Origin of the sequence: Bradyrhizobium sp. ISRA442, from assembly GCF_038085055.1 — a bacterium.
Lineage (GTDB): Bacteria > Pseudomonadota > Alphaproteobacteria > Rhizobiales > Xanthobacteraceae > Bradyrhizobium.
Genome location: NZ_JALGCN010000032.1, coordinates 59,668 through 81,970, shown reverse-complemented (window position 1 = coordinate 81,970; position 22,303 = coordinate 59,668). Strand labels below are relative to the sequence as shown.

The 22,303-nt window shown below is 60.3% G+C and carries 20 protein-coding genes and 1 pseudogene; 15 read left to right on the top strand and 6 right to left on the bottom strand.

Annotation, left to right across the window (positions count from 1 at the left end; genetic code table 11):
- The first annotated feature begins 122 nt into the window (after positions 1-122).
- From MTR72_RS37360 to MTR72_RS37340, 5 genes are all read left to right on the top strand, one after another.
- Positions 123-1,886 (top strand): relaxase/mobilization nuclease domain-containing protein, encoded by a 1,764-nt coding sequence (locus tag MTR72_RS37360; RefSeq protein WP_280969658.1) that lies wholly within the window; start codon positions 123-125, stop codon positions 1,884-1,886.
- Positions 1,887-1,921: 35 nt separating this feature from the next.
- Positions 1,922-3,910: a conjugal transfer protein TraG gene (locus tag MTR72_RS37355; protein WP_341512093.1), complete on the top strand. Its 1,989-nt coding sequence runs from the start codon at positions 1,922-1,924 to the stop codon at positions 3,908-3,910.
- A gap of 6 nt (positions 3,911-3,916) precedes the next feature.
- The gene (locus MTR72_RS37350) at positions 3,917-4,354 is read left to right on the top strand and encodes a ribbon-helix-helix domain-containing protein (RefSeq protein WP_280969660.1); all 438 of its coding nucleotides are present in this window, start codon (positions 3,917-3,919) and stop codon (positions 4,352-4,354) included.
- 243 nt (positions 4,355-4,597) lie between these two features.
- Positions 4,598-6,061, top strand: a complete 1,464-nt coding sequence (locus MTR72_RS37345) for an amidase family protein (RefSeq protein WP_341512092.1) — start codon at positions 4,598-4,600, stop codon at positions 6,059-6,061.
- Positions 6,062-6,099: 38 nt separating this feature from the next.
- Positions 6,100-6,675, top strand: coding sequence for a TetR/AcrR family transcriptional regulator (locus MTR72_RS37340; RefSeq protein ID WP_280969662.1), 576 nt, complete (start codon positions 6,100-6,102; stop codon positions 6,673-6,675).
- 75 nt (positions 6,676-6,750) lie between these two features.
- On the opposite strand, the gene MTR72_RS37335 is transcribed toward MTR72_RS37340, so the two are convergent.
- The 4 genes from MTR72_RS37335 to MTR72_RS37320 form a co-directional block, all read right to left on the bottom strand.
- Positions 6,751-7,668 (bottom strand): NADP-dependent oxidoreductase, encoded by a 918-nt coding sequence (locus MTR72_RS37335; protein ID WP_280969663.1) that lies wholly within the window; start codon positions 7,666-7,668, stop codon positions 6,751-6,753.
- Between the two features lie 84 nt (positions 7,669-7,752).
- Complete coding sequence (locus tag MTR72_RS37330; protein WP_280969664.1) at positions 7,753-8,298, bottom strand: carboxymuconolactone decarboxylase family protein; 546 nt, start codon at positions 8,296-8,298, stop codon at positions 7,753-7,755.
- A gap of 35 nt (positions 8,299-8,333) precedes the next feature.
- Positions 8,334-9,020 carry a nitroreductase family protein gene (locus MTR72_RS37325; protein ID WP_280969665.1) on the bottom strand — a complete coding sequence of 229 codons (687 nt, stop codon included), beginning with the start codon at positions 9,018-9,020 and terminating at the stop codon, positions 8,334-8,336.
- A 95-nt stretch (positions 9,021-9,115) separates the two neighbouring features.
- Complete coding sequence (locus tag MTR72_RS37320; RefSeq protein ID WP_280969666.1) at positions 9,116-10,093, bottom strand: AraC family transcriptional regulator; 978 nt, start codon at positions 10,091-10,093, stop codon at positions 9,116-9,118.
- A gap of 569 nt (positions 10,094-10,662) precedes the next feature.
- Here MTR72_RS37320 and MTR72_RS37315 point away from each other — a divergent pair.
- The 10 genes and pseudogenes from MTR72_RS37315 to MTR72_RS40635 all read left to right on the top strand — a co-directional run bounded on the left by MTR72_RS37315 (position 10,663) and on the right by MTR72_RS40635 (position 20,167).
- Positions 10,663-11,993 (top strand): annotated as a pseudogene (locus MTR72_RS37315) (MFS transporter).
- Between the two features lie 228 nt (positions 11,994-12,221).
- Complete coding sequence (gene trbB / locus MTR72_RS37310) at positions 12,222-13,136, top strand: P-type conjugative transfer ATPase TrbB (RefSeq protein WP_280969667.1); 915 nt, start codon at positions 12,222-12,224, stop codon at positions 13,134-13,136.
- Between the two features lies 1 nt (position 13,137).
- Positions 13,138-13,461 carry a TrbC/VirB2 family protein gene (locus MTR72_RS37305; RefSeq protein ID WP_341512091.1) on the top strand — a complete coding sequence of 108 codons (324 nt, stop codon included), beginning with the start codon at positions 13,138-13,140 and terminating at the stop codon, positions 13,459-13,461.
- Positions 13,461-13,724 carry a VirB3 family type IV secretion system protein gene (locus MTR72_RS37300; protein ID WP_341512090.1) on the top strand — a complete coding sequence of 88 codons (264 nt, stop codon included), beginning with the start codon at positions 13,461-13,463 and terminating at the stop codon, positions 13,722-13,724. The genes MTR72_RS37305 and MTR72_RS37300 overlap by 1 nt, the downstream gene beginning before the upstream one ends.
- Before the next feature lie 10 nt (positions 13,725-13,734).
- The gene (gene trbE, locus MTR72_RS37295) at positions 13,735-16,176 is read left to right on the top strand and encodes a conjugal transfer protein TrbE (RefSeq protein ID WP_341512089.1); all 2,442 of its coding nucleotides are present in this window, start codon (positions 13,735-13,737) and stop codon (positions 16,174-16,176) included.
- Positions 16,173-16,904, top strand: coding sequence for a P-type conjugative transfer protein TrbJ (gene trbJ, locus MTR72_RS37290; protein WP_341512088.1), 732 nt, complete (start codon positions 16,173-16,175; stop codon positions 16,902-16,904). Before trbE ends, trbJ begins: the two co-directional genes overlap by 4 nt.
- The gene (gene trbK-alt, locus MTR72_RS37285) at positions 16,904-17,272 is read left to right on the top strand and encodes a putative entry exclusion protein TrbK-alt (RefSeq protein WP_341512087.1); all 369 of its coding nucleotides are present in this window, start codon (positions 16,904-16,906) and stop codon (positions 17,270-17,272) included. Before trbJ ends, trbK-alt begins: the two co-directional genes overlap by 1 nt.
- Positions 17,269-18,162, top strand: coding sequence for a zinc-binding dehydrogenase (locus MTR72_RS37280; protein WP_341512086.1), 894 nt, complete (start codon positions 17,269-17,271; stop codon positions 18,160-18,162). Before trbK-alt ends, MTR72_RS37280 begins: the two co-directional genes overlap by 4 nt.
- 348 nt (positions 18,163-18,510) lie before the next feature.
- Entirely contained in the window at positions 18,511-19,491 is a 981-nt protein-coding gene (locus tag MTR72_RS37275) for a dienelactone hydrolase family protein (protein ID WP_341512085.1), read from the top strand.
- 10 nt (positions 19,492-19,501) lie between these two features.
- Positions 19,502-20,167, top strand: coding sequence for an alpha/beta fold hydrolase (locus tag MTR72_RS40635; RefSeq protein ID WP_445819679.1), 666 nt, complete (start codon positions 19,502-19,504; stop codon positions 20,165-20,167).
- On the opposite strand, the gene MTR72_RS37270 is transcribed toward MTR72_RS40635, so the two are convergent.
- Together MTR72_RS37270 and MTR72_RS40630 are read right to left on the bottom strand one after the other, a co-directional pair.
- Positions 20,076-21,635 carry an FAD-dependent monooxygenase gene (locus MTR72_RS37270; protein ID WP_341512095.1) on the bottom strand — a complete coding sequence of 520 codons (1,560 nt, stop codon included), beginning with the start codon at positions 21,633-21,635 and terminating at the stop codon, positions 20,076-20,078. The genes MTR72_RS40635 and MTR72_RS37270 overlap by 92 nt on opposite strands.
- Before the next feature lie 181 nt (positions 21,636-21,816).
- A complete protein-coding gene (locus MTR72_RS40630) occupies positions 21,817-22,101 on the bottom strand; it encodes a GCG_CRPN prefix-to-repeats domain-containing protein (RefSeq protein WP_280969696.1) in 285 nt (94 codons plus the stop codon).
- Positions 22,102-22,303 lie beyond the last annotated feature (202 nt).

The following is a 22,303-nucleotide window of genomic DNA, read 5'->3' as shown; positions in this document are numbered from 1 at the left end:
AGCATGGCTTGGGTTCTGCCGTGCCGGTCGGTCGGGGCGCGTGCCGCGCCTTGCATTCTTACGAATGCAATCAAAGGCGTTTTCGGCACCGTGCGTGCTTTTGATCGTTGGGAGGCGCTGCCGTGAGCGTGGGCGACAGCGACCTGCGTATTCGGCCTGGGCGCATTCGCAGCACCCGCGCGCCGAAGCAAAAGAGCTTCATCAACCAGGTGCTGCGGGCGGCGAAGAAGGCAGGACACACCTCGGGTCAGACCGCAGCAGTCAGGCGTTCTGCGGCCTATGGACGTTCGACGTTTGGCCGCGGCCGGCTCGCCTTTAGCCGCGCCAGGTTGTTCAGCCCGACGCGGCGCGTTGTGGTGAAGGCGCGCGTGGTTCGTCACAAAGGGCGAGCCTTTCGTTCCGCGCCGCTGACCGCCCACCTCTCATATCTGAAGCGCGACGGCGTGACCCGGAGCGGCGAGCGCGCCGAGATGTTCGATGCCGGCGACGACCGCGCCGATGGCGCGGCTTTTGCAAAGCGGTGCAAGGACGATCGGCATCATTTCAGGTTCATCGTCTCGCCCGAGGATGCCGGCGACATGACAGACCTGAAGGCCTTCACCCGCGATCTCGCCAGGCAGGTGGAGACTGATCTCGGCACGCGGCTCGATTGGGTGGCTGTCGATCATTGGAATACAGACAACCCACACGTCCATCTCCTCGTTCGGGGAGTAGATGAGGAGGGGGCGGATCTCGTGATCTCCCGCGACTACATCAGCCAAGGCCTTCGCTCCCGCGCCGAGGAACTGGTCGCCATCGAACTGGGTCCTAAGCCGGAGCACGCGATCCGCAATTCGCTGGAGAAGGAAGTCACCGCGGAACGATGGACGCGGCTCGATCGGGAGATCCGGCTGGCAGCCGATGAGACCGGCGCTATCGATCTTCGCCCGGAGAGTCCCGGCCAGTCCGATCCCGAGATCCGGCGCCTGATGGTCGGTCGCCTTCAACACCTGGAGAAGATGGGCCTTGCCGCATCCGCCGCACCAGGGGAATGGATGGTAGGGCTCGAGGCCGAGCGCAGCTTGCGCGACCTCGGTATGCGTGGCGATATCATCAAGACCATGCACCGCGCCTTTGCCGAGCGTGGGGAAGCGCGCGGCGTTGCCGACTTCGTCATCGAAGGTGGACAGCCGACGTCCCAGATTATCGGGCGAATGATCGACCGTGGATTGCATGACGAACTGACCGGCGAGGCCTACGCCCTGATCGACGGAACAGACGGGCGCGCCCATCATGTACGCTTCCGAGGGCTTGAGGCTTTCGACCACGCGCCGCCGATCGGTGGGATCGTCGAAGTTCGACGCTTTGGTCAAACCGACGATCCGCGCCCGACACTGGTGATTACGACCCGTTCCGATCTCGATCTCGGTGGGCAGGTCACTGCAAGAGGGGCCACCTGGCTCGACCACAGGCTGGTCGAACGCGATCCTATGCCGCTCGCGATGGGCGGATTCGCCCGCGAGACCCGCGATGCCATGGAAGCCCGTGCCGAGCATCTGATCCGGGAGGGCCTGGCGCGGCGGCAGGGCCAACGCATCATCTTGCAGCGCGACCTCCTGAACACGTTGCGCCGACGTGAACTGGACGAGGTGGCCGCAAAGGTTGCGGCCGACACCCGCCTGCCTCATGTGAACGCCGCCTCTGGGGAGCATGTGGCGGGCACGTATCGCCAGCGGCTCACGCTCACCTCCGGGCGTTTTGCAATGATCGAGAACGGTCTTGGCTTCCAGCTCGTGCCCTGGTCGCGCGACCTCGAAAAGAGGCTCGGCCAACACGTCGCCGGCGTCGTGAAGGACGGCGGTGGCATCGAATGGGGCTTTGGTCGGAAGCGCGGCCTCGGTCTCTAGCAATCTTACAAACCAGTTGCGGAAGGGCGTTCGGGATGTCCGGAACCAAAATCCTGTGGGGACAGATAATCGTTGTCGGCCTGATCGTTCTGCTCGCCATCTGGGGGGCAACCGAGTGGACCGCTTGGCGGCTCGCCTGGCAACCGGAGCTTGGGCGGCCCTGGTTCGAGCTGTTGGGCTTCAAGATCTATTACCCGCCGGTCTTCTTCTGGTGGTGGTTCGTCTACGACGCCTATGCGCCTCAGGTCTTCGTTGAGGGGGCGTTCATCGCGGCGTCGGGAACCTTCGTTTCGATCGCGGCGGCGATCGGCATGTCGGTGTGGCGGGCGCGTGAAGCCAAGAATGTCGAGACCTATGGTTCGGCGCGCTGGGCCGATGCGGGGGAGGTTCGAGCAGCCGGACTTCTCGGTCCGGATGGTGTGGTGCTCGGCAAACTCGACCGCGACTACCTCCGCCATGACGGGCCGGAGCACGTGTTGTGTTTTGCACCCACCCGTTCCGGCAAGGGTGTCGGTCTTGTCGTCCCGTCCCTGCTGGCTTGGCCCGGCTCGGCCATCGTCCACGACATCAAGGGCGAGAACTGGCAACTGACCGCGGGCTTCCGTTCGCGCCATGGCCGCGTCCTGTTGTTCGATCCCACCAACCCAAAGTCCTCAGCCTACAATCCGCTGCTCGAAGTCCGGCGCGGAGAATGGGAGGTTCGCGACGTCCAGAACGTCGCCGACGTCCTGGTCGATCCCGAAGGCTCGCTCGACAAGCGCAACCATTGGGAGAAGACCAGTCATTCGCTCCTCGTCGGCGCCATTCTCCACGTCCTCTATGCCGAGGCGGACAAGACCCTGGCCGGTGTCGCCGCCTTCCTGTCCGACCCGAAGCGGCCGATCGAGGCGACGCTGAAGGCGATGATGACCACCGCGCACCTCGGCGAGCAGGGTGCCCATCCGGTGGTCGCCTCGACCGCGCGCGAACTCCTTAACAAATCCGAGAATGAACGTTCTGGCGTCCTGTCCACTGCGATGTCGTTCCTCGGACTCTACCGCGATCCCGTGGTGGCCCAGGTGACCCGCCGCTGCGACTGGTGGATTGCCGATCTGATCGCAGATAGCCGCCCGACGACGCTTTATCTCGTGGTGCCACCGTCGGATATTTCTCGGACCAAGCCGTTGATCCGTCTGGTGCTGAACCAGATTGGTCGTCGCCTGACCGAAGATCTGCATACCCGCCACCGCCGGCATCGCGTTCTGATGATGCTCGACGAGTTTCCGGCGCTGGGTCGGTTGGATTTCTTCGAGTCCGCGCTCGCCTTCATGGCGGGGTACGGCATCAAGAGTTTCCTCATCGCGCAATCGCTCAACCAAATCGAGAAGGCCTATGGGCCTAACAACGCCATTCTCGACAATTGTCACGTCCGGGTCAGCTTTGCGACCAATGACGAGCGGACCGCGAAGCGGGTATCCGACGCGCTGGGAACGGCGACCGAGATGCGCGCGATGAAGAACTATGCCGGGCACAGGTTGAACCCATGGCTTGGACACCTGATGGTCTCGCGCCAGGAGACGGCAAGGCCGCTCTTGACCCCGGGCGAGGTCATGCAGCTTCCGCCGATAGACGAGATCGTCATGGTGGCAGGGACGGCGCCGATCCGGGCGAAGAAGGTTCGCTATTACGAGGATCGGCGGTTCATCGAGCGGGTTCTGCCGCCGCCTGATCCTGCGAGCGCCGGCCGATCATTGCGAACGGACGGATGGTCAGCGCTCGGACCACCGAAGCCGACGGCAGGTCCAACTGACAAAGCTGCGGAGGCCGAGGAGGACACGGCGAACAGCGGACTCCGTCGTGAGCCCGAACTCCCCGATCACGTCGCGATCGCCAAGGAGACGACCGAACCGACACCGGCAGAAGAATTTGCGGCCGTTCTTGACGATGATGAGGATGCGGTCCGTCAGTCCCGGCTCATACGCCAACAGATGCGCGGTGTCGCGCGTCAAGTCGCCATGGACCCGAATGACGGCATGGAGCTGTGAGGCAATATGCGCGACCGGATGAACGTGTATTTCCCGCCAGAGCTTCTGAAACAGATTTCGGAGCTCGCAGATCGCAAGAAGCTTTCCCGGTCTGCGATCGTGGAGGCGGCAGTTGCTTCGTTTCTGTCACCGGACGGCGCGGACAGGCGGGAGGCAGCGTTCGCCCGTCGCCTGGATCGGCTGTCGCGTCAGATGCAGAGGCTGGAGCGCGACATTGGTCTGACGGCTGAGACCTTGGCGCTTTTCATTCGGTTCTGGCTGACGATTACGCCGCCGTTGCCCAACGATGCGCAGGCGGCCGGGCAGGCAAAGGGCAGGGAACGCTTTGAAGGATTTGTCGAGGCGCTTGGGCGCCGTCTGCAAAAGGGGCAAAGCTTTCTGCGCGAAATTCCAGAAGATATTCGCCGGCAGGAACCGGAGGATGAAAAATCTAGCGGAGTCTAGACTTTCGTCGCGTTTCCGACGTCCAAAGGGAAATCGATCATCGCGACCGAGATCGGCGCTCGTGAGCCCAAGCGGCGTCCAAAGCTCGCCGATTCAGTCCAGCGCCGTCGGACCTCACGCTCATGTGTACCGAGGAGCTGTTCCTTTCTATTGAAGTACGATCGTAATTTAATATTATGACCGTCATGGTATCGGCTGATATCGCGGCAGCCGATTGCCGCAAACCGCTCTTGCGAGGTCTTTATGAACGACATCACCGCCATTACGCGCCCCATGGCTCAGGAAGAACTCATGGATCGCTCCTCGCTGGGGCTCGCGGCCGCTGCAGCAGCTATTCGGCGTGGCGAAATCAGTTCGGAAGCATACACTGCTACGCTTCTGTGGCGTGCCCGAACGCTTGCCGGGCTTAATGCCTTCATCACCCTGAACGAGACGGCCGTGTTGGAGGCTGCGCGGGAAGCGGATAAAGCACGTGCCGCCGGATCGGCGGCTCCGCTACTGGGCGTGCCACTCGGAGTAAAAGACAGTTATCTGACGAAAGGGTTGCCGACGAGCCTCGGCCTCGACAGCCTCGCTCACTTCGTGCCACGCGAAGATGCGGACGCTGTCGATGCCATAAAGCGTGCGGGGGCCTTCGTCTTCGGGAAGAACAATCTCGTTGAGATGTCCTACGGCTTGACTGGCCATAACGCAAGTTATGGCCAAGTGAAGAATCCGCATGCACGAGACCGCGTGTCGGGTGGCTCCTCGAGCGGTTCCGCCGCATCTGTGGCCGCTGGCCTCGTTCCCGCGTCGTTGGGCGGTGATACCGTTGGGTCGATCCGAGTCCCGGCATCGTTCTGTGGCGTGGTGGGATTCAAGCCAACCACCGGACGATGGCCGCGCAAGGGCGTTGCTCCAATCTCCCACACACTCGACACGACCGGTGCATTTGCTCGAAGCGTCGAGGATTGCGTCCTGCTGGATCAGGTCGTGACTGGCGAGCGCACTGCCGAAATTTCAGATGGCCATGACCTGAAAGGAGTCCGACTGGCCTTCGCGCCGCGGCAGTTCCTGGATCTGGTGGACTCGGAAGTCGAGGCGCGCTTCCGTGAGGTGGTTCGGCGGCTGCGGGACGCCGGCGCCGAAATCGTCGAGGTGGACTTTGGCGCCGATTTCAACGCCGTCGTCCAAACTGCGACGTGGGGCATCTTCGCCCATGAAACCATGGGCGCGATCTCGGACTTCTTTCGCCGCCACGATGTTCCAACCACATTCGATGCCATTTACGAAGGGCTTAAGCCCCAACTTCGGCAGGCGTGGGCTCACATCGTACTGCCGGACGGTGCAGGGGCAATCTCAGCGGATGCCTATCGGACGGCGCTCAACGTGAGCCGGCCGGAAATCCAGCGCCGTCTCGATAAGGCGTTCGTCACCCAAGGCGCGCAGGCCATTCTGCAGCCTACCACTCCTTGCACGGCACCTTTGATCGAGGAGCAGGCGACAGTGCATATCGCGGGACAGGATGTCAGTTATCTCGCTTTGGCAAACCACACTGTCTCGGCGAGCAGCGTGGGGATGCCGGGAATCAGTCTTCCCGTTGGCTGGTCTAGCACTGGACTGCCGATTGGCCTCGAGCTTGACGCCCCCTTAGGAAGCGACGGGACGCTTTTCGTCCTTGCCCGCAAGATCGAAGGCGTCCTGGGCGACAAGTCAACTGCGATCTGACGCGACCGGGTGCGGAAAATCTCTGGAGTTGAGAGAAGATGCGTTTCGAGAAAGGCCACAAGTCGGCGACACGTCGGCACATAATCGATGTGGCATCGAAGTGTATGCGCCGGGACGGCATCTCCGCCACCGGGATTGCCGGGATTATGGGCGAGGCCGGTCTAACCAAAGGAGCCTTTTCTCCGCACTTCGACTCCAAGGACATCCTTGTTCGCGAGGCGCTGGCGAGAGCGCTGGCTGACCAGCAGTATCGGCTTGAGGAAGATCAGCTCAAAGGCCTCGATCTCGAAGGCTCAATCCGGAGATACTTAAACTACGCTCACCTTGAAGACCCTGGGGACGGGTGTCCCTCCGCAGCGTTGCTTCCGGAAATCGCGCATCAGCCTCAGAACACCAGGGAAGATTACGAGAAAGCGCTGGAAAGCTACGTTGGGACTTTAGCGGCGCTGCTACCCGGCGCAGATTCTGCCGCGAACCACCGTCGGGCGAGGGCCATCTTCGCTCTCATGGTGGGCACTCTACAGTTTGCGCGGGCTATCCCCGACGCTGCCAAAGCGCAGCAAACTTTGGATGGAGGCATTGAAGCCGCGCTGCACTTGGCGCGAGCTCCATGATTCTAAATCAAGACAGCGGAGAGGCTCAGATCGGAGAACCTTGTGAGAGCTGAGCCCCTCGTCCTGCCCAAGCTCTTACGAGCGGACGTGAATAATCGTCTTGCCTTGGCGTCGCTGGGCCGAGTTGAAGTTGGCGACAGCATCGTCGAGAGAGGAGACCTTTCCGATGTTTGTCCGCAGTCTTCCGTCCCGCACCCTCTGGACGATCTCACTCAATTGACCACGATCGGCCTCCACAACGAAGTCGATGGCCAAACCGTCTAGCGGCCGAGCCTGCACCGGGCCGACGACACTCACCAGCGTCCCTCCGGCTCTGACAAGGGCTGCAGACTGCTTCTGGACGTCGCCGCCGATGACGTCGAATGCAAGATCGACGCCGCCGATATCTTTGAGGGCGTCGTTCTCCAGGTCGACGAATTCATTTGCGCCGAAATCGAGCGCTTTCTGCCGGTCGGCTGCACGTCCTGTTCCGATGACATAGGCGCCAGCTTCTCGTGCGAGTTGAACGACCATAGAACCGACCGCGCCGGCCGCACCATGCGCAAGTACGCTCTGGCCTGGGCGAAGACGGCCGTGCTGGAAAAGTCCCTGCCACGCGGTTAGGCCAGAGATCGGCAGGCTTGCGCCCACCTTGAAATCGACATCACCCGGCAATGGCGCCAGATTGCGCGCCTCGATGGCAATATATTCAGCGAGCGTGCCATCGCGATACCAGTCGGCAAGGCCGAATACGCGCTGCCCCGCCGACAGTCCCGTCGTGCCGTAGCCAAGAGCGGTGACTATGCCGGAAAATTCATGCCCAGGGATCGACGGAGTTCTGTCCCGTTCGCGACGATCGGTCCACGTCGAAGGCCATTCCAATTCCGTCGGAACGAATCCCGATGCGTGAACCTCTACGATGACGTCGTTGATCGCTGGTTGAGGGTCGGGCCGTTCCACCAGCTTCATCCCGCCAAATCCTGCAGCCTGGTCCGTCGCAATAATCGCTTTCATCTTCGACTCCTTGTGTGTGGTGTTTTTGTGTGTGGTGTTTTTCAGATTCCGAGCTTCCCGATCTGCGAGCTGGGAGGACCGTGCTCAGATCGAGCCGGCCGGTGCCACCGCGGGGAAGTCCTTGTCGGGGTTGAACACGTTGTTGAAGAAGTTCGTCAGCGAGTACATGGCCACGAGCGCGACGATCTCCATGATGCTTGCATCCGCGTAGCCCGCATCGCGGACGGCTTGCAGATCGGCGTCTGTGACATGGCCTCGGTTCTCGATGATCTTGCGTGCAAACTGGACGGCGGCATCCCGCTTCGGGTCGCTGGCGTGACCCTTTCGGGCGAGAATGATGTCCTCGGCCGGCAGCTTGGCCATGTGCTCCGCGGTGAAGCTGTGCACCGTCAGGCAGTAGTTGCAACCGTTCACCTCCGAGACCGCAAGGCCGATGCTGTCGCGCGTCTTGACGTCGAGCGCCTTCCTCAACGAGCCGAGCAGAGCGGCCCATGCGTTGAACGCGATCGGGCTTTGCGCGAAGGTCGCCATCATGTTTGGAGTGAACCCGATGCTCTTGGTGAACATATCGAGGGTCGGTTTCGAAGCAGCCGGCACGTGTTCCGGCTTCAGAGCGGCAGCTCTGGCCATGGTATTTCTCCTTGAATGATTGAGTTCAGGGGTGGTTAGGCGAAGTGCAGCACGTTGGCCACGGGCAGGCGCGGCTTCTGCGGCCAGTTGCCGGGCCGCTCCGGCCCGACGGTCAGCAGCATCACCGGGATTTCGTCTTCCGTCAGGCCGAACTCTCTGTGCACGGCCTCTGCATCGAAACCGATCATCGGTGTCGACCCCAGGCCTAGCGAGCGAGCCGCATAGATAATAGCTGCGGCGCCGAAGGTCGCGGAGCGTACGGCTTCGTCGCGCTGGCGCTGCGGATGATCGTCGTACAGGCCGTGCGCAGGCCCCTCCCATTCCGGCACCACATGTGCCGGCATGATTCCGGCTTCCACGACGGGCGCCAGGCGGCCAGGGACGGTGCTGGCATCAGCCAATTGGCCGATGATGACGAAGGTAACGGCTGCTTCGGTGATTGCGGGCTGATTCCAGGCGATCGGCCGCAGCCGTGCCTTTGCTTCGGGTGAGCGCACGGCGATGAAGCGCCAGTTCTGCAGATGGAAGGATGTCGGCGCTGATGTGCCGATCCGCACGAGGTCGCGGATCTGATCGTCGCTGAGGACGGCCGTCGGGTCGTAGTACTTCGCAGCACTGCGGCTCAGAATGGTTTCGATCACGGCGTTTGTCGGCAGCGGCCGCCCAAGTGAACGGGAGGTTTCCGGATCGGCAGCGGCAGCGGTTGTAGCGGTCTGGTTCATTGGGTTGCTCCGTTATCAAGTGATGACGGAGCCCAATTTACTGCTGGGAATGATCGTTTCGAGCCTCTATTGGCTCAATTTGGTGCTCAAAAGGATCATTCTGACGGCGACCGAGACTCATCGCCGTTGTGCGCCAGTCGGCGCCATTCCCCCGGCGTCATCCCCATCCTCTCCGCAAACACTCGCCGGAATGCCGAAACGGATTGATACCCGACCGTCTCAGCCACAGCTTCCGTACTGATCCTTGGGTTCTTGAGCTCGTTGGCGGCCATGCTCATGCGAAGATCGGTCAACAGGTCGAGGGCGGAGCGGCCCAACTTGTCCTGAAAGTGGCGCATGAATGTCGCGCGTGACATGCCGCATAGATCGGCCAGATCGGGAAGTTTCCAAGGTCGCGCCGGATCCGCGAACATCGCCGCAATGGCCGCTGCCAATCTCGGATTGCCGGCAAGGGCCAACAAGCCTTCAGTGGATTTGCCGGCTTCGCTCGCGGCGCGTAGAACCAGAGTGAACAAGACCGAAGAAAGCGCGTTGAGAATGGCGCGTCCTCCCGCTCTGTCACTTGCGGACTCCATTCGCATCAGCCTGACCAGTCCGGAAAGTTGACTCGATGCCGACGGGATGTCCTCTTCTCCATGGCTTTCCATGGCCCGCACCACCAGATTTGCCGGCAGGTAGTTGCGGACCAGTCGATCGTGAGGTGGCGCGACGAAAAAACGTCCGCACAGCAGATCGAGTTGCTCCCCCCATCCATCATTCTCGCTCAACATCCATCCTGCGGAGCCCTTGCTTTGGTGCGTGCTGATTGGCGTTTGGCCGCTGCCGTCGTGCAGCACATGCGCCGAACCGTGCGGGAGCAGCACGACATCCCCGCTTCCAAGCTCCTGCATCGTTCTAGAATCAGGGTCCTCGAAAATGGCCCGGCCCTTGACGATGACATGGTAGGGGATCTCGTTGGCCGCGGCCTGCGGCCAGATAAGACGCCATGGTGCGCCGTAGGCGCAGCGGACCTCGAGTTGGCCGGTCACGGTGATGATTTGCAGGAGATGACTTAACCAATCGACTTGAGACATAAGACCTCGAACGTGAATCGCCGACGCAGCATATCAATTTAGCGACGCGTTCGTCGAAAGGCTTGGCGTTCCGTCCTCATTGATTGCGTCGACGACGCCAGAACGCTCATTGCTGATTGCCGCCATACGGCGGTGAGTTCAGTCATCATCAATACCCACTTTGAACATGGGTGCTCAGGACGCCGCACGAGGTCCGCCAGCGCGAGCTGCAACTTTGAGCGGCCTCTATCTAGTCGAGTGCGGCGCCCCGTTTTTACCGGATGGGCGATGCGGGTCATGGATCTTTACTGGCGCAGCACCAGCAACGGCAACGCGGTAGCCATCATCGAAATCCTGATAGGAGCGAAGGCGAGTCGGCTTGTGCCCCCGAGCCCGCATGCATCAGTGTCCAGTTGATTATCACCTTGTGCGGGTAGAGCGGAGCTGATGAATTTATCGATTCGCGCTTGAGCAAAAATCACATCGGTCTTCCTTTTTCTACGCCAGCCTACCATGGCAACAATTTAGCCAAGCGCACAAAAGGCTGGTCGCGCTATCGGCTCGCACGAGCTGACAGCAAGAGGGTCCGCATGCAAATTTCTGGGAAATGGATTCTCACAGCGCGCGTATTTCTCCCGTTTGCTGCCGGATACTATCTTTCGTATCTGTTTCGAACGATCAACGCTTTGATCGCCAGTCATCTCAGCTCGGATGCCGGCCTTGGGACTGCCGACCTCGGGTTGCTTACGTCAGTCTATTTCCTTGTTTTCGCGGCGGCTCAGATTCCCGTCGGCATATTGTTGGACCGATTTGGTCCGCGTCGCGTCCAAAGTGTGCTGCTATTGCTCGCAGCAGCGGGCGCCGGGCTGTTCGCGGTATCGACCAGCTTCCTGTCACTTTTGATCGCGCGTGCAATGATCGGGCTTGGTGTGGCGGCGGCGCTCACGGCAGGACTGAAGGCCATTATCCTTTGGTTCCCCAGGGAGCGAGTTGCATTGCTGAACGGCTACATGATTATGCTGGGATCGCTGGGAGCCGTAACCGCTACGGATCCCCTCGAACATCTGCTCACTTGGATGAGCTGGCGTCAGCTCTTTGAGATCCTGGCGGCCGCGACCGGTGGCACGGCCATTTTGATCTATGTCGTGGTGCCCGAACGAGGCATTGTCCCATTGATCGCGTCAACTCCCGCGACCCTAAGCTCTTTTTTTAGAGATCGACGCTTTTGGCGAATGGCCCCGTTGTCGGCGACTTGCGTTGGGATCAGCCTGGTCTCTGCAGGGACTGTGGGCATCACCGTGGCTGACCGACGTGGAGGGGCTTGATCGCTCGAGTCTCGTTAGACAGCTTTTCATGATGTCGATTGTGCTCAGCGCCGGTGCCTGGTTGTTTGGTATGACGGTCCATCACATCAAGGGGAATCGGGGCAGAGACGATATTAGCCTTGGTTGCAGTGCTGTTTATCGCAGCCGAATTAGCCTTGATCCTGCGAGGACCTCCACTGTCCATCTTGCCCTGGTCCGTTGTCGCAATTGTCGGAGCGGCAACCGTAGTCAGCTTCGCGGTGATTTCGGATTACTTTCCTCCGGAACTTGCCGGTCGTGCCAATGGTGCCCTCAACGTCCTGCACTTTGGTTGGGCATTTCTGGTACAATCAGCGACAGGCCTCATCCTGGAGCAATGGCCTGCGAATGATGGCCGTAGGCCCGTCCAGGCCTATCAAGTCGCGTTCGGCCTCAGCGTAGCACTGCAGATCGCGGCGCTGGTCTGGTTCGTGCTGCCTTCGCGCCGATCCTTCTCCTCATGGATGAGTTCCATCCTCTTCTTCAAGCCGGCTGATGCTTCCTACGCTGTCGAGTCGGTCGGGGTGTATGAGGATTCGGTCATACTCGTGTCCGCGGATGACGATGCGGAGTGGTGAGCGGTAGCTCGCCGAGTACGATACTACTGAGTAGCCCTAAAACATCAGTTCTCACTCTTTCTTTTTCTACGCCAGCCTACGATCACTGAAGCCGCTTGTTGCGCCAAGTCCATCGGTGCCTTTTCTAATCATCCCCATCTGAGGCGCTCTTTGGGCGTCCTCATCCGGTGGGGGCGAACGGTGGCAATCCATTCCATTCAATCGGAAGCGAGTTCGCGCGGTGCGCGAATGCTGCGCAGCGCGCTTGGTTCTGCGATTGCCGGCTACCTCGAAGACGAAGCGATCATCGAGGTGATGCTCAACCCAGATGGGCGGCTGTGGATCGACCGGTTGTCGAATGGTCTGATCGACACAGGGGAAACTCTGTCGGCTGCGGATGGCGAGCGCATCGTTCGCCTGGTTGCGCATCACGTAGGCGCCGAGGTGCATGCCGGCGCGCCACGGGTTTCGGCAGAGCTGCCCGGGACCGGCGAGCGCTTCGAAGGTCTGTTGCCCCCAGTCGTTGCCGCCCCAGTCTTTGCTATCCGCAAGCCTGCAGTCGCGGTGTTTACGCTCGACGACTACGTCGCCAAAGAGATCATGACCTCGGAGCAGGCCAAGGTCCTGAAGAGCGCTGTTGCTGCACGGAAGAACATCCTCGTCGCCGGCGGGACGTCGACCGGCAAGACAACATTGACGAATGCGCTCCTGGCCGAGGTGGCGAAGACTGCTGATCGGGTCGTGCTGATCGAAGATACGCGTGAACTTCAGTGCAAAGCGCCCAATCTGGTAGCGCTCCGGACCAAAGACGGCGTGGCCACGCTATCGGATCTTGTTCGGTCCTCGCTGCGCCTACGACCTGATCGCATTCCGATTGGTGAAGTTCGCGGTGCCGAGGCGCTCGATCTGGTCAAGGCCTGGGCTACGGGCCATCCCGGCGGCATCGGCACTATTCACGCGGGCACCGCGCTCGGTGCGCTGCGGCGGCTTGAGCAGCTCATCCAGGAAGCCGTGATCACGGTGCCGCGCGCTCTAATCGCCGAGACCATCAACCTCGTCGCTGTGCTTGCAGGACGCGGCGCTGACCGTCGCCTCGCTGAGCTCGCCCTCGTCACCGGCCTTGGCGCCGCCGGCGACTACACCCTTTCATCAGCAGGAGACTGACATGCGTCGACAATTTCGCTTTCTTCGAGGTGCATCGTTGGCCGCCTTCGGCGCGGTGCTTGTGGCAGCCCCGTCAGCATGGGCGGCTGGATCGAACATGCCGTGGGAGCAGCCACTCAATCAAATCTTGCAATCGGTTGAAGGGCCAGTCGCCAAGATCATTGCCGTCATCATCATCGTGGTGACCGGGCTCACGCTCGCGTTCGGGGACTCGTCGGGCGGTTTCCGCAGACTGATCCAGATTGTGTTCGGTCTGTCGATCGCGTTTGCCGCCTCGAGCTTTTTCCTGTCGTTCTTCTCCTTCGGTGGCGGCGTGGTGATCTGATGGATGATCAGGTCACAAGCTTTGTCGTGCCCGTTCACCGCGCGCTCACCGAACCGATCCTGATGGGCGGCGCGCCGCGGTCGGTTGCGATCGTCAACGGCACGCTTGCGGCAGCCCTTGGACTCGGAATGCGGCTCTGGATCGCGGGTCTTGTCCTCTGGTTCATCGGCCACATGGCCGCCGTCTGGGCGGCCAAGCGCGATCCCGCCTTCGTCGATGTGGTGCGCCGACATCTGCGCATTCCCAGCCATCTCAACACCTGAGCTCTCTATCATGATGAACCTTGCCGAATACCGCCATTCCAACGCGCGTCTTGCCGACTTCCTGCCTTGGGCAGCCCTCGTCGACGAGGGAATCATCCTGAACAAGGACGGCTCGTTCCAACGGACAGCAAAGTTCCGAGGACCCGATCTCGATAGCGCAGTACCGGCTGAACTCGTCGCCGTCGCGGGTCGCTTGAATAACGCCTTGCGTCGGCTGGGATCAGGCTGGGCCATATTCGTCGAGGCGCAGCGTCATTTTGCCGGCACTTATCCGCCGAACACCTTTCCGGATGTCGCGTCTGCGCTGGTCGACGCCGAGCGCAGAGCTCAGTTCGAGGAGGCAGGTGCCCATTATGAGTCCAGCTACTTCCTGACCTTCCTCTATCTGCCACCGGAGGAGGGGGCCGCCAGGGCAGAGCAACTGCTTTACGAGGGGCGCGACCGTACCGTTGGAGCCGACGCGCGCGAGATTCTCCGCGGGTTCATCGACCAAACAAACCGCGTGCTTCAACTCGTCGAAGGGTTCATGCCGGAATGCATCTGGCTCGATGATCAGGACACGCTGACCTACCTGCACTCGACGATCTCGACCAAGCGTCACCGCGTTCGGGTGCCAGAAATTCCGATGTATGTCGATGCGCTGTTGGCCGACCAGCCGCTGACCGGCGGCCTCGAGCCGATGTTGGGCTCAGCCAACCTCCGGGTTTTGACGATTGTCGGCTTTCCGGGCGCGACGACGCCAGGAGTTCTTGATGACCTCAATCGCCTGGCGTTCTCGTATCGCTGGTCGACCCGAGCAATCATGCTCGACAAGACCGACGCCACGAAGCTGCTGACGAAGATCCGCCGGCAGTGGTTTGCCAAGCGAAAATCCATCGGTGCCATCCTCAAGGAGGTCATGACCAACGAGGCATCGACGCTGCTCGATACCGACGCCCACAACAAGGCGCTTGATGCCGACGCGGCACTGCAGGAACTGGGGTCGGATCAAATCGGACAAGCCTTTGTCACGGCGACCATAACTGTCTGGGACCGCGATCCTAACGCCGCCGATGAAAAGCTCCGTCTCGTCGAGAAGGTTATTCAGGGGCGCGATTTCACCTGCATGATCGAGACGGTGAACGCCGTCGAAGCTTGGCTCGGCAGCCTCCCGGGGCATGTCTATGCGAATGTGCGGCAGCCGCCGGTGTCGACCCTCAACCTCGCCCATATGATTCCGATGTCGGCCGTGTGGGCGGGCGAGGCGAGGGACCTCCACTTCAAAGGCCCGCCTCTGTTGTTCGGCAAGACCGAGGGATCAACGCCGTTCCGATTCTCGCTCCACGTCGGTGACGTCGGCCATACTCTTGTGGTGGGCCCGACTGGCGCCGGCAAATCCGTGTTGCTTGCTCTGATGGCGTTGCAGTTCCGCCGCTATCCAAACTCTCAGGTCTTTGCGTTCGATTTTGGTGGTTCAATTCGTGCGGCCGCGCTCGCCATGGGTGGCGACTGGCATGATCTCGGCGGTGCGTTGTCTGACGGGGACGAAAACCCCGTCGCCCTGCAACCGCTCGCATGGATCGATGATCCTTCCGAGCGAGGGTGGGCGACCGAATGGATCGGCGGGGTCCTGGCGCGGGAAAAGGTCGAGATCACTCCGGAGGTCAAGGATCATCTGTGGTCCGCGCTGACGTCTCTCGCTTCGGCGCCGATGCAGGAGCGTACCCTCACGGGCCTATCAGTCCTGCTCCAATCGAACTCTCTGAAACGTGCCCTGCAACCCTATTGCCTGGGCGGTCCCTCTGGACGCTTGCTTGATGCTGAATTCGAGCGCCTTGGCGAGGCCTCGGTCCAGGCGTTCGAGACGGAGGGTTTGATCGGAACGAGCGCTGCCCCAGCTGTGCTGGCGTACCTGTTCCATCGTATCGGAGACCGTCTCGACGGCCGACCTACACTCCTTATCGTCGATGAAGGTTGGCTTGCCCTCGACGATGAGGATTTCGCCGGCCAGCTCCGCGAATGGTTGAAAACACTTCGGAAGAAGAACGCGTCCGTCATCTTCGCCACCCAGTCGCTTTCGGACATCGATGGGTCTGCGATCGCGCCGGCGATCATCGAAAGCTGTCCAACACGCTTGTTGCTGCCGAACGAACGGGCGATTGAACCGCAAATCACCGCCATCTACCGCCGTTTCGGCCTCAACGACCGCCAAATCGAGCTTTTGAGCCGGGCAACGCCAAAGCGCGACTACTACTGCCAGTCCCGTCGCGGCAATCGGATGTTCGAACTTGGCCTAGGTGAAGTTGCGCTCGCATTCACCGCAGCTTCTTCCAAGACAGACCAGGCAGCCATCACGCAGCTCCTCGCCGAGCACGGGCCTGACGGCTTCGTGCCGGCCTGGCTCCAACGCCGCGGTGTCGCCTGGGCCACAGACCTGATCCCCAACCTCGGCAATCTGGAGCAATCGCTATGAGGCGTCTTGCCCTATTGGCGGCCGCCGGCACCGTCGCGCTCGTACTTGGCGTTACGGTGTCAGCGCGGGCGCAGTGGATCGTCTTCGATCCCAACAATTACGCTCAGAACGTTCTGACTGCTGCGCGGGAGCTGCAGCAAATCAACAATCAGATTACCTCGTTGCAGAACGAGGCGCAGATGCTGGTCAATCAGGCGAAGAATCTGGCGAACCTGCCGTATTCCTCGCTGCAGCAACTGCAATCGTCGATCCAGCGCACCCAGCAATTGCTGGCCCAGGCCCAACGCATCGCCTACGATGTGCAGCAGATCGATCGCGCGTTTTCGACCAGCTACGCGCCGGCTACGAACAGCCAGTCGAACCAGTTACTGATCTCCAACGCTCAATCGCGTTGGCAGAATTCCTATGCCGCGACGCAAGACGCGCTTCGCGTCCAGGCGGGCATCGTAAGCAACCTCGATACCAATCGCACTCAGACGTCTGCGCTCGTAACGTCTAGCCAAGGCGCAAGCGGCGCCCTGCAGGCAACACAAGCAGGAAATCAGATTCTCGCGCTGAACGCGCAGCAACTCGCCGACCTCACCGCTGTTGTGACGGCGCAGGGAAGGATGCAAAGCCTCGAAGCGGCGCAGCGCGCCGCGGCCCAGGATCAGGGGCGAGAGCAGCTCAGGCGATTCCTGACGCCAGGACCGGGCTATCAATCCTCCAATGTGCAGATGTTCCACTGATGACCGACGTAAAGGCATTCAAGGCACTGTCGCTGCTTGCGACAATCGGCCTGGTGGCCGTCGCTGCCTGCACGATTCAGCTGCGTGGCGGAGACGAGTCTCCGCCGGCACCGAAGGCGGAGCAGAGGACCGATGCAGCCAGCTCCGACCTCGCACACTGCCGCGCCGTTAATCCGGAGGACGCGGCAGGCTATCGTCATTGCCAGCAGATTTGGTCCGAAAACCGGCGTCGCTTCCTTGGCAAGAAAGATGGCGCCGCAGCTCCTGGCCACAATGACTCAGCCAGCTCGATAGCTGCCCCGAAGGATCAAAGCCGGATCCCGCAGGGATATTCGAACCTCGTGGCACCTGAGGCGAGCAAGCCATGACGGGTACCGGGATCATTGACCAGTTCCTGGAAACGTTCACACGTTATATCGACAACGGCTTCGGGCTGCTGGGTAGCGACGTCGGATATCTCGCGGCGACCCTTGCGGCGATCGATATCACGCTCGCTGCCTTGTTCTGGAGTTGGGGACCGGACGAGGACATCATCGCGCGCCTGGTCAAAAAGACGCTCTTCGTCGGCGTCTTTGCCTCCCGAAAAGTCAAAGAGACTGATCTGCCCTTATCTCTCGCCCTAGGTCTTCTAGGTATCAACGGGGTCACGGCGTATTTCGGCTTGTTGGATATTGGTCAGCCGCGCCCAGGAGACACGGTAATAGTGTCGACCGCCGCAGGGGCAGTCGGTTCGGCGGTGGGCCAGATTGCCAAGCTCATGGGGTGTAGAACTGTTGGAATAACTGGGGGGCCTGCGAAAAGTCGATTGTGTTTGGAGGAGTTCGGCTACGACGCGATCATAGATTATAAGTCTGATGAAGTATCTGAAGCTCTCATGGCCTCTTGCCCCCAGGGAGGCGACGTCTACTTTGATAACACGGCCGGTAAGATAAGTGATGCCGTGCTGCCAATGATGAATGTGGGCGCTCGAATCGTGATTTGCGGCACCGCATCGGTTGCGAGCTGGGATCCCGTGCCAATTGGCCCTCGCGTCGAGCGCCATCTTCTGGTGAAGCGGGCACGCATGTCAGGCTTCCTCGTGTTTGACTACAAGCATCGCTATGAAGAGGCAATTGATAGGATCGCGGCCTGGGTGAGAGAAGGCCGCATCCTATATCGCGAGGACATCGACGTTGGCATTGAGTGCTGCCCTGACGCGATCGCCAAGCTCTATCGTGGCGAAAATCTTGGCAAGCAACTCATCCGTCTTTCCAGATAGTCATCACAAGCGCGCCAACAGCATTTCGCCATATCCATCCGCTCAGCCTTTAATTGATCTGCTTCGGCGATCGAACGAATGCACTGCTCAAGCTATATGTTTCGAGATGGTCGCGTGTCCGAGTCGTTGTTCAATTCTGACGTTCGCGATGTACAGAATAGGAAATCACGATTTCGGCCAGAAGTGCTAAGGTGCATTGGAGCCGTAGGGTAGCTGGTTAGGTATCTACACTCCATCGGTGTCGATAAGTTCGATTGATTACCAAACGAGTAGGAATTTCCTGTGGCGGTGGCGCGTTGCAGCGAATGCAACCCGACGCAGTGTAATGCTACGAAAGAAGCAATTGGGATGACGCGTTTACTTGGCAGCTTTGTCGTTATGATCGTGTTGGCATTAACTTCGTCGGCCGATGCGCAATCCTTGTCTAAAGACGTTGCCTCACGCATAGAGGCGATTCCCATTCAGACTTTGACTTTGTCGGACGAACAATTTCTAAAAGGAGTACCTGCTGGCGAGCCGGTAACGATTGCGGGCACGCTCAGGGTGGCTCAAGGCGAAGGTCGCCTTCCGCTCGTAGTATTCGTGGCAGGCTCCGGCGGCTTTGCACCCAACACCGATGTTTGGGGCAGGGCGTTCGAGAGAATGGGTATCTCTACTTTCATCATGGATTCGTTCGCGGCGCGCGGAATCGTAAGTACGGTTTATGATCAATCGCTTTTTGGCCGGCTCAACGGGATCCTTGATTTATATCGCAGCCTGAGTGTGCTCGCGGCGCATCCCAGAGTAGATCCAAGCCGCATCGCAGTTATGGGGTTTTCGCGCGGCGGGCACGTCGCACTATATGCGAGTATGAAACGATTTCAAAGGATGTGGAATGTTGGGGGTATTGAGCCTGCAGCTTACATTGCACTCTATCCGTCGTGCTTCATCAATTACGTTTCGGACAGCGACGTAAGTGATCATCCGATCCGTATCTTTCACGGCACTTCCGACGACTACGTTGAGAGTGGTCCTTGTCGCTCGTATGTTGCACGAACGCAGCTGCAGGGAAAGGATATCAAAATCACCGAGTTTACGGATACTTGGCACGCATTTGACTTTCCCAATCTCCCGCGCGTTCCAGTCGTCGTTAAAAACGCGCAGGCAACGCATTGCGTTTTGAAGGAGGTGCCAATCGGAACTATTGTGAATGTAAACACGCAGCAGCCGTTCAAAAGTACCGATGATTGCGTACAACGCAGTCCCCACGTTGCTTATTCATCCTCCTCCACGCAAGCAACGGAGGAAGCCATTAAGACGTTGCTGGCGACCACGTTCAAGCTGAACTGAGAGTGTCGCAATGGCCATTCAAGGGAAATGTAGTACCAGAAGGCGAGGGGGCCTGAGCAGCGCATTGTTTGCGAGCATATGTTTCCTGTCAGTGGTCGTGTTTGCGATCACAGCCTCTACCGCCCAGGCTAGCCCGTGGGATGCATTCGAAAAAGATACACTGAACCCCGGAAAGCGCTCGGAAGCCACTCCGGCCGACGTCGGGCTAACGTACGAGCGGCTCTCGATACCCAGCGGTAATCGACAGTTGGACAGTTTTCTCGTTCGGGCTAAGGATTCCTGTCGGCCTACAGCGGCCTTGCTTATCTTTCACGGTCGGGGCGAAACGATAGCCGACTGGATCCGTGTCCAGCGATATCTTTACGACAGATGCATCTCGTCCATTATATTCGATTACTCCGGGCACGGCAGAAGCAGTGCACCTGGGACTATAGGACATCTGAACGCCGATGGTGCCGCCGCGCTTGCTACGTTTATGAAAGTCTTTTCTACGGCTGAGAAGCGGTGTCTTCTCAGTCACTCGATGGGAGGCGGTCCGCTACTTTATGCAGCAACGCACTCCAACGCCGCTCCGGACTGCATTATTATAGCGAGTCCGTTTTCATCCTTGCGAGCGATGGCCGTGCGAGGAGTCCCGGCGATACGGTTCGGTGTGTACCGGTGCATTCTTCCTTGAGCCGTTCGAGGTACGCTGCGATTTCTCTCCAGTTCTCGCGGGAGGCTGAAGCGGCGAGGTAGCCGTCCGGACGCACGAGCCGGATGCCGGCCCCCGGCGTGATCGGCCGGATCATTGGCTCAACCAGTTGCGGGTGGCGCGAGACGATCTCCTCCGCCTCCTGCGCCTCACCGGGCGCCGCCAGCAGGCTGAAGCGCGGCGAATTGCCTGAGCCGTAGGGCGCCTCGCCATCGACTGGTGGCACCCGGACGCCGGCTGCGAGGCCGTTGTTTGAGCTTGGTCCGTTGAGCGGGCTCTGCGGATAACCGACCGAGACTTCAGTCATGGACTCCGCCATCGCCTGGCGCACCGGTCCAATGCCCATGACGACATGGGCGACGAAGTTGCGAAGATGCCGGGCAGCGTGGTTGTGCAGCGTGGCCGTCTTCGTAAGCCGGCCCGTCGAGTGGATTACAGCGGCGCCTACCGCCTTGCGCTCGACGTTGTAGCTGTCGAGCAGTGCAGGGGCCGTCGAGATACCATGACAAACCAGCGCCAGCTTCCAGGCGAGGTTGAAAGCATCCTGCATCCCGGTGTTCATGCCCTGACCGCCGGCAGGACTGTGGACATGCGCGGAATCTCCCGCCAGGAAAATCCTGCCCGAACGGTAGTTCGCAACCTGCCTTTCATTAATGCGGAAAGCGGTCGTCCAAAGTGAATCTTTCAGTACAAGTCCGCCGGGCCCCCGCCGATCGACCAGCGCCTGGAACTGTTGGAGCGTCGGTGCGGCAGGCGTTTCGCCGGTCGAAGGTCCGAGACTGGCGATGAGCCGATAGCGGCCGGGCCCCATCGGGAAGAATACGAGGACGCCATCTTCATGCCAGTAAGTGACGAGCTCCGACAGCGCGAACGGCCATCCGGACATGTGGAAATCGCCGAGCGTCCAGTCATTGCCCATGGTGTCGCCGCCGAACTCGAAGCCGAGCCGATGTCTGATCGGGCTATGAGCGCCGTCACAGCCTATGAGCCAATCGAAACGCTCGGTCTGCTCTCGTCCATCGGCCGAGCGGATCGTCGCAGAGACTCCATCGCCATCCTGGGAAAAGTCGATCAGTTCGACACCGAGCTCCGACTTTACGCCGAATCGTTCGAGGTGGCGCTCGAAGACAGCTTCCGTATCGCACTGCGGAACCATCAGTGCGAAGGGATAAGGCGACTGAACGTCCCCGAAATCGACGCGCCCGATCAGCCGACCGCCGGCCAATATGGTTGCAGCCGATACCTTGTTGCCGATTGCCAGCAAATCGTCGGTGGTACCTGTACGGTCCAGAAGCTCCAGAGTGCGACTCCAGAGTGCGACCGCCCGGGATTTGTCGCTGCGCACGGGCATCTTGTCGATGATACGGACCGATACACCATATCGCGCAAGCTCGAGAGCCATCGTCTGGCCCACCGGGCCTGCGCCGACGACGAGAACGCTGTCTGTCATTTTCGTATTCCTTGTGAATCCGTGGTAAGGCGGCACGAGCTGCCTTGGGGCGCGGCACAGTTCGACATAGGTCTCTGCCCCTGATGGATCGTATTCCGCGCAAAACGGCACCTGTCGAATTGCGCGTGGCCGTGGCTCGATCAATCGCCGGCCATGAGCGATCCTGCGAAGATGTCTCGATTTATTTCCAGGAGCCGTTTGGCAGTCGACCGTGATACGGCGTGTTGCGACAATGACCCCACGGCCCGCGCCAGTATCCGGGAGGGCAGCCATTATTGGCTTGACGAAACTTCCATTCGCCGTCAGGCAGTCGGCCATAATAGGGAGTGTCGCGGCAGTGGCCCCAGGGCCCGCGCCATGCCCCGGGGCCGCATCCGCCCGCTGCTTCGGCAGGCTGCGTAACCAGTAGCGATGAACCCAGCGCCAGCACAGCAAGCGCGCCGAGCGTGATATGTGACCTCAGCATTGCGATCTCCTCTTCGATCTCTCTTCTGACGTATCGCCATGACATCCTGATCGGCTTCGATCGTTGCATGACGCGGTGTCATTTGGACCGGCAGAAAGCCGATCCGACGGCTCGCGGTATGCATCTCGCGGAGACACAGAACAAATACGAGTTCGCTATGCTGGTATCGGCAACCGATATGACCGCCGAATTTCCGTGAGTC